This is a genomic window from Paenibacillus xinjiangensis (assembly GCF_059686975.1).
In genome coordinates, this window is record NZ_JCAALS010000009.1 from 115699 (window position 1) to 129927 (window position 14229).

Here is a 14229-nt window from a genome sequence, read left to right on the forward strand (position 1 = left end):
CTTAACCAAATAATGTAATGTCCACAGTAGTGAAAATATCATGAATTGAGCAGGTCCTCTCTTAACTTCGTAAGCACTTCACCAAGCCAGTTAGTCCCTCTCCATGTTACTCGCTTCAAGATTCGGGGATCATTTTCTAGTAGCCCTACACCCCATATGCGATCTGTCGGACTTGCCTCCACCAGAGTGGTACCTCGTGTTGCGAACAACACCTCAAGAAGTAAGTGGTTCTGGGTGAATTTTGCATAATTTGCCTCGTACACGAATGGTTTGCAGTGAATATTCCATTTGTCATGATCAAAGTTACGTACCGATCGTCCAAGCTCTTTCTGCTCACGCGGAGTTCGGGCGGATAAGATTTTCACTGCGATTCTCTCGTCGTTAAACAGCTTAGCTTTGCAATACATCATGTACTGTTCTGCACAATTAAAGGTTATCCCATCTATTTCAAAGGAAGCAGGATGCCATTGTGAGAATGGCGATTCTGTCCTGTAGAAAAAAGTGAACTTTTCCAAATTAAATCCGTCCTCACATTGTTAGTTGTTCTCCCAATTGGGATTAAATCGATAAAGCTTGGAGGGGCGATGCCCAGCATCCTTCGTAGATTCATTGGTCTCTGTGACCATCGGTGCAATCTTTCTTCTAAATGCTGCAGCAAGAAGCTCTTTTCCAAGAAGGACTTCGTAAACCTGTTGAAGCTCTGACAGCGTGAATAAAGCAGGCATGAGATGGAACGCAATGTCCGTGTATTCGATTTTATTACGCAACCTCTCTATGGCGTATTCAATAATCTTGGCATGATCGAATGCGAGCCCCTGTGACTCGATAATCTCATGGCTGACTCTCCTTGTCCGGCTAGTAATCATCTTCGTTATCTTCACTGTTGCGGTTAAAAGCTCCGCTTCATGACTCAGAGTTATTTTTATGAAACGCTCTAGCTCGTAACCATCTTCTAGAATCGTCTTGTTCTCTTGGAAAACGTGATGTTTCACTTCAAACCAGCGCGCATCATCTGCATCGTCACCCGCCTTAACATCTAGAGACGTCCGGTCCACAAGTGCCATATAAGAGGAGCTGATTATCCGTGTTCTTGGGTCGCGCCCCACGTCACCCCATGTAAATAACTGCTCCATATAGAGGTTCTCGATATTGGCTTCACTTTTCAATTCTCTCTGCGCCGCTTCTTCAATGCTTTCATGTACAGACACGAATCCTCCTGGCAGAGCCCATTGACCCAAATAAGGGTGCTCACCCCTCTTAATGAGCAATAACTGCAAGGATTTTTCGGGCAGCTTCCGGTAATTATCTTGTTCTTTATCAAAAACAGTAAATATAAGCATATCTACAGTAACCGAAGGACGTTCATATATGCTGGCATCATATCTTTGCAAAAATTCCTGCTCCGTCAGCCCGTTGCGGTCTCGCATGATTGGTTCCGTCATCCTGATCACCTGTTTTTATTATTTTGTTAATAACATTTTGTTAATATCTAAATGTTATTATATAACTTCACAAACCATTGTCAATACGTGGAAAAGATCATCCTAATAAAAAAACACCTCAGAGATACTTCCTGAAGTGTGATTACTTACAAAACATCTTTATATCATCTACAGCTGAATATGCATGCCCTCTAACAAATTCACTATTTCGGACCATCAGGTCCTGTACGAACTCTCCATCAGTATCGGGGTTATTAGTATTAATACTAACTTAAAAATTTCTCGAAGCTTCCAGCAAGCGATTCGACAAGTCATTCAGACTGGCTAGCGTCTCTTCAATTTCCTTGAATTCCGCAGACTGACGCAGCACCGTGGCATCGACCGTTAAAGTCTTGGAGAGAATTGTCTCTACCTTCTCCCTCATGCGGCCGATACGCTCTTCAGCTTGCTTTACTGCGTTCACACTATCTCCGGCCAGCTTGCGCACTTCGTTGGCTACGACCTGGAACGCTCTGCCTGAGCTGCCAGCGCGTGTCGCTTCAATACCAGCATTAAGTCCAAGGATGTTCGTCTGCGAGGCAATCCTCTTTACCGAATCGGTAATTTTCGTCGTCTCAAGAACTTCCTGCTTCGTTTGATCCGCTGACTTGCTCATAGATTCCTGCGCTTCCCGAAGCTCTTTGGACGTTTCCAGCAAATTGCTCATGCTTTCTGTAATTTGGGTATTGGCCGAGACGAGTAGCTCTGCCAGGTCGGACAGCTTGGACTGTCTAGCCAAGCTCACTCCGAATGCAATCGCGCCGACCACCTCAGCGTTCTCATCAATTATAGGAATGGCAATCGTACGCGATGGGACTCCGAACACTTCCTTCGGAATCGACCTGATGACCATCTGTCTGGTTGTCATCGCCACTTCGATACCTTGACCTTTCGAGATCGGCGAACCGGGCTTTACATCCCGCGGATCACTGCGGTCTGGCGAATAAAATATCAATTTCTCTTTGTCAGCGATAGCCAGCGCAATATCTTCCTCCCGGCAAAGCTGGGCAAAAAACGGTGCGGCTTGAAATATGCTTTCCAACACTTCAGAGCGATTCACTGTGGCTTCCAACCAAACCTCTCCTCTTTCATCATAATAACTTCACTTTGTATACTCTAAAATATATTGTACCTTTTGAATGTTATTTCATTGTTAAGTATGAATGTTATTTGATTGTTAAGAGCAACTTTCGTGCAATGTTCCAAAGTACAGGGATTGCTCTTAAAAAGCATCTATGTTTTTATCAACAAAAATACCCTCTCAAGGAAGAGAGGGCAGTCCAGCATTAACTTCTCACTTAATAAAGCTAGTGACTCCAATACGACGCTTGCTAACCTGTTCAAACAAATCCGGTAAGATGTCATAGATATACTGGTTTACCCAATACCAAGCATGTACGCCGCCGTCAGCTGCGATAAAGTAGAAATTTCCTTTTTTCATATCCGATGAATAGACGAAGATATCTGTTAGTTGCTTCATGGCATCGATCTGAGGTTTCAAGTTAGGATAAGCCGTGTCCGCACTGCCTGTAGCGCTGAATATATAGAAATCCTTCGGCCCATATCCGGCATCCTTCGCAGCCTTGGCGAGATATTCTGCCGTCTCCACTGGTTTAATACCTCCACCTCTCTGCTCCACCACCCAGCTATCACCACTTAATGGCATAAAGTACTTGAAATAATCAAGCCCATGTACAAAAGTATTCCAGGTCGTTACGGAGCCCATGGAGAATCCGCCGAATGCCCGATGCGCTCTGGCTGCTTTTAAGTCGTCCAGACTTGATGATTCTTCATAGGTGTTAAATTCGGTTTCTACGATAGGAAGTACAATATGAATTAGCTCCTCGTGGAATGTAGCAGCGTCATTGGTTCCGCCATAGAAGGAAGGCGTCACCACAATAAGAGGCTCAATATCCCCTTTTGCAATCATATTATCTATAACGATCTTCAGCTCTTTACTCTGGCCAGGCCCGCCGAAGATCGTATCCACATTCTCCCCGCCGCCGTGCATGAGATACAAAACATTATATTTCTTAGTCGTATTCGAGGAGTTATATCCATAAGGAAGATACACATTCACTCTCTTGTCGTCTGTTCCGTTCTCTGAATTAGGTGCTTTGTACGTTAAACTTTGGATCGTCCCCGGTTTTTCACTCTGCACCCGATATTCATCTGGGATTGCTTCAAAATATTTCTCGTTTGCCGCTTCTTCTGTCATTTCCAATGTACTAATTGCATTCTTTATTGCAGCATACTGATTATCTATTTGCTCTTGAGTGACCTTATTATTGTCTAGAACATTTACGGAGACGACTGTCATAATCGCATCTTGTACGACACTTGCATTCTTATAAAGTTTAAAATCCATCTTGATTGTACTCTTAATCAAATTTAAAAGGTCATAAGGGTTCACGCTGCTGACATCCCCCTTGGTCTTGCCAGTAAGCACAACCTCTCCAAACTTTCCTGTATCATTCCAAGCGTTGCCTGATGAATCGAAGACATTCATGCTGCCGATTCGTTCCGATCCTCTAGCATCGTTCACTTGTAGTTCAATGCCCATAACTTTTCCATTTTCTGGCTTCGATTTGAGTGCGATCCTTGTTTCAACTAGGTATCCGCCCTGCACCTTTCTCGCAGATGAATAAATCTGCTCGGGATAACCGTTATCGATAGACTGGAAGTTTTCATAATTCACCCGATAATGCAAATCGTCTACACCATATTCTTGTGACTTATTATTGTACTCATCAAGGAATACTTCTACCGAGTCCTGCATATGCGGTGTTTCGGATTGTACCGATAAGTCTTTATCTTTAATCTCTGCAAGAATATACAGCGCATGATCATCCCATAATGCCTTAAATACGGCAGAAGTGTCGAGGTTGTCTGACACATGCTTGGGTGTAACCGCTATTGCTTTGCTCCATACTTTATCCATATTGCCGTCGATAACAGGCGATCCAAAATTAGCGACCATCCTTCCGTTAGGATCGAATCCGTTCTTGTTGTGATCAGACGAATAGGTTTCTCCAACAGACATTGCTTTGTTGCCCTCCTTTAGAGTCATAGCTGCAGAAACATCAGACCACGAACCGAAAGCACTTGCTAATAGAAGAACTTCCCCCGTCTGGTTATATACGGGGGAAGTCTTTTTCTTCAATCAGCTGTTTCAATCACACCTTACATTTACATTTCCCAGATTCGGTACAGAATCATTGCTGCTTCAGCGCGGGTTAATGCATCGTCTGGTGCAAGTTTGCCATCTTTGCCGTTGACAATACCGCTTCCTACGAGGGAAACTACACTATCCATGGCGTAAGTGGAAATGCTTGCTGCATCGGAGTAAGGAGCTAGATCTCCGTTGCCAGCAGATTGCTTGCCAGCAGCTTTCAGAGCTTTCGCCGTAAGAACCATCATATCTTGACGAGAAATGCTGTTGCCTGGTTTGAATGTGTTATCTTCGAATCCAGAAGCGATACCAAGTTCTTTGGCAATAGCCACGGCCTGCGCATAATAAGCGGTTGGCTGTATATCGCTGAAGGCTGCCGTGTTCGTGTTCGTGCCCTTCAATTCAAGTACTCTAACAAGCAAGGTGATAAAGTCTGCTCTCGTGATAGGAGCAGCAGGAGCGAAGCTGTCATCAGGAATTCCTTTAATAATATCGCGTGCAGCCATCGCTTCGACTGCTTGTTTTGCCCACAGGACATTTTGCACATCGGCAAAAGACTTGGTTACGTAGGCTACAGCATAGGTGTTGAACTCCGTTGTTTGGAACACAACCGAGCCGGATTTAGCATCATAGCGTCCGCTTGGGTTTGCTGTTGCCTGTCCTTGATTGTCAATAGAAAGAATCACGATTTGATGTGCATTAACAAGTTCCTGTGCAGTAGGTGTGTACGGAACAGATACTGTTATAGGCGCCTCAGGATTGTTCCAGGCAAGGACACGGTCACCAGCTTTTACGCTTAGATCGATCACCGGACGGCTGCCCGCATTAGCGCTAACATCTGTACTCAAGCGATCTGCTGAGACTTTGTTAATCTGAATAGAGACTTGGTCTGCTTGTTCCGTGATATTAGAAAGCATATTGGACGGAATTTGAAGGATTGCATTGTCCGTCTTAAGCACAAACTCTACATTATTGTTGCTGTTCAGGATTGAAGCTGGTAATTGCACAACATAGGATTGTACATCTGCTTGCTTCGGTACCTCGATGGTAACCTGCTTCTTGCCATTTGCACCTGGAGAAGCTTGTTCAATGGCTTTATTCAGGCTGTCGCTCGAAACTGTTGCTGTGGCTGTTCCATTGTCGACTTTTACTATCGGTACAATGATCGCGTCGTTGCCTGGAAGCTGTGGTTGAGGCTGCGGAGTAGTACCAGGGCTGCCTCCACCGTTGCCTCCTCCATCATCGCCGCCGGAGGAAGGTTTGCCAGTCAGTGTCAATTCACCGAATACGGAAGTATCCTGGTAACCTTGACCGGATGGATCGTTCCATGCGTTCACGCTGATTCTGTTGCCATCTTTGGCATCATTGATCTGCGCATCAAAGCCAACTTTGGCATTGTTCGCAGGCTTAACCTTTTTGAACGGAATTTTCATTTCGATCGTGTAATTTGTACCGGAGACAGAGACTTGGGATTCAAAGCCTGCGGCGATAGCCTCAGAAGTGAAGGAAGCCTCATTCTCGAAGTTCACTCTGTATTGTCCATCATCGTCTTGGAAAGCAGCTGTCTTTCCGTTATTCTCATCGACGAATACTTCGACGGAATCCTGCTCCCATGCATTCGGGTTGGTCTTGTTCAGTTGATCGTCTCTCACTTGAACCAGCACATACAGATTGTTGTCATCCCACAGTGCTTTTGCTGTTCCTGTAGCACCTGACCATGCCATTTGCTTCGTATCCAGTTTCATTTCAGGAGCATTACTCCATACACTGTCTACGGAGCCATCAATAGCTGGTGTCCCGTAATTAGCGCTTGAGTGCTTGGCTTCAAGCTCCTCAGGCTGATTTTCCAGCATGTACGTTTCAGGATCAATTGCCGCGTAGAATGCCTCTTTTGCTTGAAAATCCTTGTCGAACAAGGTTGGGTTCTGCTCAGCTCTCCAACTGGTGCTGTCATTTAATCCCCAGAAGGTGACACGCGGAATATGCTCGCTGTTGTTCTTGTAGAGATCCATCAATTGGGCATAAAGATAGGCCTGCTGCTTCGCTTCTTTTTCAGTCATTGTAGAGTTGGTGCCTGCCATAATGTCCAACTCGGTGACACTGACTTCTACACCCAAGGAAATGAAACGCTCGAGCGACATCTTGACATTGTCCAATCTAGTGCCCAAATTGTAGTGGGCTTGCATGCCGATGCCGTCAATCAGTGTCTCACCAGGGTGATCCGCGGCGTACTTCTCATTGATCTCTTTAACCATGCTGTAGATGGCTGTAGCTTTATTCTGGTTGTCATCGTTGTAGTCATTGTAGTAAAGCTTGATATCCCAGCCGTTTTCGTCAACGACTTCTTGGGCCGCACGGAATGCCTCCTCAATAAATTCAGGGCCGATGGCTTGTAACCAGCCTGAATTACGCAATGCGTTTGTCCAGTCTTCTGGATTAGCCGGGTTATCGTTCATCGCTTCATTAACAACGTCCCAGGAAATGACCTGGTCACCAAAGTGCTCAACGACCGTTTTAACATGTGTTCTTAGATTAGTCAGAGCTTCATCACGGCTCAATGGTTCACCATTCGCTGCCGTATGAAGCCATGTAGGTGACTGCGCATGCCATACGAGCACGTGACCGTGCAAATCAAGGCCTGCATCTTGTACTCTTTGGACAAGGGTATCTTCTGCGGTGAAATCAAATTCTCTGTCAGTGTTATATGCATAATCCGGCTTCATATCATTCTCGAACGTGACGACATTGTTATGCTTCGTCAGAAGCTTGAGCCGAGTCTCGTCAAAGGTAGACGGATTCACAATGTTGCCTATCAGGAATTCATCTTTGTAAATATCCTTGATGTTAGGAAGATTTTCTTGGATCGGAGGCGCGGCAGCTACAGGTCCCAAATATTTTAGAACAAAGTCATCTAAGAAGAAGGTACGGTTGCCGCCGTCGTTATTTGCCGTTTCAATATAAGCACTGAGTACGCTTGGAGTAGTGGTGAGCGTATACTTACCTGTTAAGTGTACCCATTCTTGATCTGTCACGGTTGCATTCGATGACACGTTTGCAAAGCCGCTGTCAGCATATTGAACACTAATACGAAGTGCTGTAGGCGCTTCACCAGGTGCCATTTTCACCCAAGCAGACAGCTCATATTCGTGATTCTTTGCCATTTTTCCAGCAGCATCCACTAAGGCCGCATCATATTGTGTTGTAGTCGTAACCAGCAAGCTTTGCGTGCCGCCGGGTGTGTGATTATCGTCTTGGGAAAGGACTACCGTTTCACGGCCGTTTCGTGCTTTGAATCCATCCAGACCATTCTCAAAGTCGGCAGAGATGCCTGTTGTATCTACAACCTCCGGTGAAGTTTGATCAGGGGTCACATCGGTAATGATGACTTCATCAATGTAAATATCCGAGGCTAAAGTATTGCCTGATGGTTCAACAAAGATAATGACCTCATTCGTTCTAGAAGGAACCTCATAGCCTTTGGTTTCAAATAGAGTCCATTCGGAAGCGGTTACAAGTTTGTTGCCTATAAGCCAAGGATACTTCTGATCATCGGCTAATATTTCAGAATCCACCTTGGAAGCCAGATGAAACTCGCCTTCACCTGAACCGAGTCTAACCTTGAGAGAAATATCATATTTACGGTCGGATTTCATCTTGCCAGTAAGTCCGAGAGCAGGAACTGCCTTCTCATCGACCCGGTTGAAGAACTTCAGAGATTTCGTACCTTCGGAGGCTATGCCATCAACGACCACAGTATCCCCGTTGGACCCCCAAGACAGCTTGCTCCATCCACCGGAATTCCCGTCTTCAAAGCTTTGGTTAATGACTACAGTAGGTTGGACAGGTGCTTCTGCTTGGGTGATCGTGATATCCCCGATATAGAATTGAACATCTTTTCCGGCATCATCAGATTTAATCCGCAGAGCTGTCTTGTCCACACTGGTAACGGAGAGAGCGGAAGATAACGAAATGCCTTGACCTGCAATGAAGTCAGAAGAGCTAATTCCAGTGTATCCCTCTGAGCCAGTAACGCCCTTATTAGTTACAACTTCCAGGACGGCTTTCCCAGCTGCAGGTGTGTTAGAATCAGTATCGACATAAATTGAAGCGGTTACAAAATACTCTTGGTCTGCCGCCAAACCAAGGTCACCGAATGCGAGGTCCACGCCGTCCCAGTTATTGGATCGGTTACTAACTTCTAAAGCTGCTCCATCATCATTGCCTTCAAACTGCTTGCCTGTTACAGCGCTCAGCTGGGCACCGCCTGATTGAGTTGCCTTGCCTTGACCATTCTGGAATTTTTCTTGATATACAATTTGTGAATTAGTTGCTACTAGATCCGCAGCGTTAACTGCCGGAGCAATCAGGCTGACCGGAATGAGCAGCGCCGCTGCGAGTAACCCGGAAACGACCTGCTTAAATGATTTCCTCATTTTGAAGCATTCCCCCATAACAAATTTTTTTACAAAACGTGAAGCGCTTACATAATTTGCTGTAACAAGCCTCCTTTCACCCCAGATAATACCACTTCACGAAAAAGAAATCTTACTCCAAATTAAAGGTGAATCCTCGTTTTTTTCAGATAAATATGAAATATGATAGTGGTACGTAATGCTCTTCCTTCCCTGATTAGGCCGCCGCAGATAAACTTGAGAATCTATTAAGAATAAGAAGCCAACTGACAAAAAAGACGCTGGGTAAATTTCTTCCCAGCGTCTTTCATTTCTTTGTAATAGGTTAGTCTGCTTTTGCTTAGAGCCTTATGGCAAATTTACAGCAGCTTTCTATCTAGCAGTCTGTTATATAAAAACCTAAGATGTTTGTATTCACTAAACATACTACATGCTTAATTCATTTAAAGAGGAATTGGAGCTGTCACATAGAATAACACTACGTCACTTCCAATTACTGGTCACAATGAGGTGTTCATATGAGAAGAACTGAAATTGCTCCTTGGACGGAATGCTGGTTTGACTTATACCGTCAAGAAGAAGTCTGCAAGACAGTAGTAATGTCGACCATGGCCATAGTTTATCTAGCGCTTCTGGATCTTTCGGATCAGATAGCTGCGGAAGCTGCTCGAACAAATACACCAGATATTTAAACGGATTCAGCCCGTTTTCTTAGGCTTTTTCCATTACACTGATCTAGCGACCTTTCACGGATATCTTACTTAGCTTCTTTATCGTTCCAGCTTATACTTCTCAGTTCCTTTGTCCAACCCTTTGAAGAATCTTTCTTCACATTTCACTTTCTATTTTTGATTTATTAAATCTTTCCACCTACTCCCTTAAACTTATCTACAAAAGCAGAGATTTTCTGAAAAACGCTCTGTTTTTTTGTCAAATATTGAGGATTAAGAGGACTCATTTTAGGAAGAATCTCATTAAGCTCCGTTCCATTTTCACTGGCAAATTCTCTTTTTAATGAGGTTAAAATATATCTTTTTGCAGCTTCTTCATTAAGAATTTCAGTACTAATCAATTCTTCTGCTTCACGTTTTTGTTCAGTTTGAGCAAAAGAGAAAAATGCATCAATAATACTTGCTTTATCTTGGATATTGTCTAAATCTGTTTGATTGATAAAATCGACTACTAAACTTTCTTTCGCACGGTTCCCTACACTTGAACGAATTAAGCGACGAACTTCTTCAATTAATAAAACCTTATCTACTACCTTTTTGTTTTTTTCAAAAATAAGTTCAAGAATGAAATCTAAATTGATCTCTTGAGATTTTAAAAGATCTACTTCAAAGACAACATCATCCCAATTAATAGAGGTATTATCTTTCCCTTTTCCAGTTTTTTCACGACGAAGCCAATCACGAATATCATTATATGAAGAACGATAATCTTGAATAGCTCTTTCTTCTAGCACATGAATTTCTTGCATAACAGCTATATCTTCATCTGTTACATAGTGAGTAGACTTAAACTCTTCTAAAGCTTTAGAATCAGTCACATCTACTTCTTGTAAAGCTTTTAAGCCTGAAAACTCATCATAATTCTGCAAAATATTTTCAATACGTAAATATTCACCAAAAAGTTTTGCAAATTCCTTTTTACCCTTTTCAGTAGCAATATCATCAACATCAGGAAAACGCTCTTGTAGCTCTCTTACTACTTCCATATATCCACGGCGGGCTTCACCCGTTGCCACATCAATGAATCCTTGCATATACTCTTTGTAGCTTTTTTCCAGCACTACATTTTTAGTTTTTTCATCCCCAAAACATTTAATCGCATCAATTGTAGCTTGTTCTAAATCCCGAAAAGTAACAATATTCCCAAAGGTTTTAGTTGAATCATAAATACGATTTGTTCTCGAAAAAGCTTGCATTAATCCATGATACCTAAGATTTTTATCAACAAATAAAGTATTTAATGTAGGTGCATCAAACCCAGTTAAAAACATCCCTACAACAATTAACAAATCAATCTCTTTGGTTTTTACTCGTTTAGCAAGGTCACGATAATAATTTTGAAATTCCTTACTTTCTAGGCCATAATTAGTTTTAAACATACCGTTGTAATCTTTAATAGCTAAACCTAAAAACTCTTTTGCACTACTATCCATTGCTGAAGGTTCAAAAGTTTCATCAACAATTTCACCAATAGCATTTTGCTCTTCATTAGCAGCAAAAGAGAAAATTGTTGCAATCTTGAGGGGGTTACTGCTTCCCTTTTGTAAGTTATTTAATGATTCATAGTAGAGTTTGGCTGCGTCAACACGGCTCACAGCAAACATAGCGTTAAATCCTTTTCCATTCGCATTTAATCGATGCGTTTTAATTCTAAAATTATTAAGAATATACTGCGAAATTTCCTTAATCCGTTCAGGATGTAGTAATGCTTCTTTATTCTCAGCTGCCGATAGCTTTTTCTCGTCCTTTTCTGTTTCAATCGTTTTGAACTTGGGACGTACATCGTTATAATCTACTTTGAACTTTAATACTTTCTCATCTCTAATGGCATCCGTAATTACATAAGAGTGTAACTCTCTACCAAAGACTGAAGCAGTCGTTTCAGAACCTAACGCATTTTCCAGGAAAATAGGTGTTCCTGTAAATCCAAATTGATAGTACTTCTTAAATTTTTTATTGATATTTTTTTGAGCTTGACCAAATTGTGAACGGTGCGCTTCGTCAAATATAAATACCACTTGCTTATTATATATAGGTAACTCTGTTTCACTTTTAATTAAGTTATTCAGTTTTTGAATCGTCGTCACTATAATTTTATTATCATCTTTTTCAATGTTACGCTTTAATCCTGCGGTACTTTCTGAACCATTAACACTATCAGGAGAAAACCGCTGATACTCTTTCATCGTCTGAAAATCTAGATCTTTCCGATCTACAACAAAAAATACTTTATCTATAAAATCCAGTTCGGTTGCCAAGCGAGCTGCTTTAAAACTCGTGAGCGTTTTCCCCGAGCCTGTCGTATGCCAAATATATCCTCCGTTTTCTGTTTTTTTCCACTGTTTAGCTAAATTCGAACTTTTAATTTTCCATAAAATCCTTTCAGTGGCAGCGATTTGATAAGGTCGCATAATCAGCAGGTTATCGCTCACATCAAAAACAGAGTATTTTAGTAGTATATCCAATAGTGTATTCTTTTGAAAAAATGTAGCTGTGAAATCTTTTAGATCTTTAATCAACTTATTTTTTGATGTAGCCCAATTCATAGTAAAATCAAAACTGTTCTTATCACGTTTAGTCGTATTAGCAAAATAACGGCTATCTGTCCCATTAGAAATTACGAAAATCTGTAAATATTTAAACAGAGAGTATTCTGAATTAAAACTCTCTTTACTATATCGATGCACCTGATTAAAGGCTTCACGAATGGCAATCCCCCGCTTTTTGAGCTCTACTTGTACTAAAGGTAGGCCATTTACTAAAATGGTAACATCATATCGATTGGCTTGCGTTCCTTTCTGTTCAAATTGGGATATTACCTGCACTTTATTGTTGGAAATATTCTCTTTATTTTTGTCCACTAGGTAAATGTTTTGAATATGTCCATCATCAAAAACAAAGTCATAAATATAATCATTATGGATTTTACGGGTTTTATCAATATGATTGTCACTGGGTTTATCTAAAAACTGCTCACAAAATCTAATCCATTCAGCTTCTGAAAATTGCACATTATTAAGATTTTGCAGTTGCACACGAACATTAGCAAGCATTTTTTCAGGAGTAGTTACGCTTGGTAGATGTTCATATCCTTGATTTACTAAATCTTGAATAAGTTCTCGTTCTAAATCAGCTTCTGTTTGATAGCCACTGCCTTGTTGATCTATCTTGGTATATTTATCTAGAACAATAAAGTTGTTTGATTCTGCAATGGGTTTGTAGTCGCTCATTAAACTCCCCCTTAATTAATTTTTTTGAACCTATATATTTTACTAATTTCACTAAGAAGATGTCTTAATACATTTTTGTCATCATTTGTGAGCTCAACAATTTCTTCACCTGAATGCTTTGAATGACTGGATAAGTTTAGAATCCTGTTTTCATATGCAACACGACTTCCTTCAATAGGTAATAACAAATCTTTCCAATTAGAATAACCTAAGAATGTGGAAGTTTTCTCTAATACATTTCGAAGAAAGTTAAAATGAAATTTATATATTTGCTTAGATTCAATAGCCTTTTCGATTTCATTCATTAGAAAAAGATGATAAGAAAACGGCGAATCATTAGGCTGATCTATTAGTTCGTAAGTGCCCTCTTCTTTCTTTTCTAACCTGTGCTTTTTAAAATGTTTCTTGTCGCTGTAACCTGTGCTTTTATTAGAATTGTTAAACTCACTACACAGCACATTATAAAAAAGAGGATTATGTGTGGTTATAATAAATTTAAGGTCTGATTCATTTGATTTTATTAATTGTGCTAAATTTACTGCTAATTCAATCAAGTTGTTATCATCTAATGAACTTACAGGATCATCTATAAATACATATTCCAGCTGGTCAAACTGATTTGTTTCTCTATCACTTGGTTCAGCTACATTTAATACATCAATAACTTGTTCAAGTAGAGAATAAAAAACACACCATACAAAGTTACTTTCTTCTCCTTTTGAGATTTTAATGTTATCTGATCGATCATCATTACCACGCTCATACGAAAAAGTTATTTCTGTAAAAGCTCCTACTGTTACATTATTCCCATCCTCATTTTTAATATATTCTTCATTAAAACGTGGAGTTAATTTTTCATCGGTATAATGTTGAAAATTAGAAATAATATTTCTATCTTGTCCCTGATCTTCAAAAATCCATTTTGTAAATGCGTTAGGGTGGATTTTAAGTTTTGGTTCCGCATCAAACTCTAAATCATTATCCCAATAAAATAAATCTTCCGTAAACGCATTATAGTAAAGGATATTTTTACTAACTACCTCTGATTCCTCTAGGTCCGTATCACCATCTACTTTCGGTGCCACTAACGATTTGAATTCCCGCGAAAGCCTAGTTTTACCAGTTCCATTAAAAGCGTAAATCAGCTGAACTTTTTTATTATTATCTTTTAACTGTAGTGAAATTTCATTCAAACTCTTTCCC

Annotated in this window: 7 protein-coding genes and 1 pseudogene; all 8 read right to left on the reverse strand. The window is 41.0% G+C overall.

What is annotated here, in order from left to right; translation table 11 throughout:
• Positions 1 to 38: 38 nt before the first annotated feature.
• The 8 genes and pseudogenes from ybiA to AC6ESP_RS11325 all read right to left on the reverse strand — a co-directional run bounded on the left by ybiA (position 39) and on the right by AC6ESP_RS11325 (position 14219).
• Positions 39 to 515, reverse strand: coding sequence for a riboflavin biosynthesis intermediates N-glycosidase (gene ybiA, locus AC6ESP_RS11290; RefSeq protein WP_497096825.1), 477 nt, complete (start codon positions 513 to 515; stop codon positions 39 to 41).
• Positions 516 to 536: 21 nt separating this feature from the next.
• Positions 537 to 1442 carry an NUDIX hydrolase gene (locus AC6ESP_RS11295; protein ID WP_497096826.1) on the reverse strand — a complete coding sequence of 302 codons (906 nt, stop codon included), beginning with the start codon at positions 1440 to 1442 and terminating at the stop codon, positions 537 to 539.
• Positions 1443 to 1713: 271 nt separating this feature from the next.
• Positions 1714 to 2553 (reverse strand): methyl-accepting chemotaxis protein, encoded by an 840-nt coding sequence (locus tag AC6ESP_RS11300; protein WP_497096827.1) that lies wholly within the window; start codon positions 2551 to 2553, stop codon positions 1714 to 1716.
• A gap of 222 nt (positions 2554 to 2775) precedes the next feature.
• Positions 2776 to 4524 carry a sugar-binding protein gene (locus tag AC6ESP_RS11305; protein ID WP_497096828.1) on the reverse strand — a complete coding sequence of 583 codons (1749 nt, stop codon included), beginning with the start codon at positions 4522 to 4524 and terminating at the stop codon, positions 2776 to 2778.
• A 146-nt stretch (positions 4525 to 4670) separates the two neighbouring features.
• On the reverse strand, positions 4671 to 9086 hold the full coding sequence (locus tag AC6ESP_RS11310; RefSeq protein ID WP_497096829.1) for an endo-1,4-beta-xylanase: 4416 nt from the start codon (positions 9084 to 9086) through the stop codon (positions 4671 to 4673).
• 558 nt (positions 9087 to 9644) lie between these two features.
• Positions 9645 to 9776, reverse strand: a pseudogene (locus AC6ESP_RS11315) (transposase domain-containing protein); the annotation flags it as partial.
• A 145-nt stretch (positions 9777 to 9921) separates the two neighbouring features.
• A complete protein-coding gene (locus tag AC6ESP_RS11320; RefSeq protein WP_497096830.1) occupies positions 9922 to 13026 on the reverse strand; it encodes a type I restriction endonuclease subunit R in 3105 nt (1034 codons plus the stop codon).
• A gap of 11 nt (positions 13027 to 13037) precedes the next feature.
• Positions 13038 to 14219 (reverse strand): AAA family ATPase, encoded by a 1182-nt coding sequence (locus tag AC6ESP_RS11325; protein WP_497096831.1) that lies wholly within the window; start codon positions 14217 to 14219, stop codon positions 13038 to 13040.
• Positions 14220 to 14229: the final 10 nt, after the last annotated feature.

Excerpts from the sequence above, each read along its gene's own strand:
- AC6ESP_RS11295 (WP_497096826.1), bottom strand. The coding sequence starts at position 1,442 with ATGACGGAACCAATCATGCGAGACCGCAACGGGCTGACGGAGCAGGAA.
- AC6ESP_RS11305 (WP_497096828.1), bottom strand. The coding sequence starts at position 4,524 with ATGTCTGTTGGAGAAACCTATTCGTCTGATCACAACAAGAACGGATTC.
- AC6ESP_RS11310 (WP_497096829.1), bottom strand. The coding sequence starts at position 9,086 with ATGAGGAAATCATTTAAGCAGGTCGTTTCCGGGTTACTCGCAGCGGCG.
- AC6ESP_RS11320 (WP_497096830.1), bottom strand. The coding sequence starts at position 13,026 with ATGAGCGACTACAAACCCATTGCAGAATCAAACAACTTTATTGTTCTA.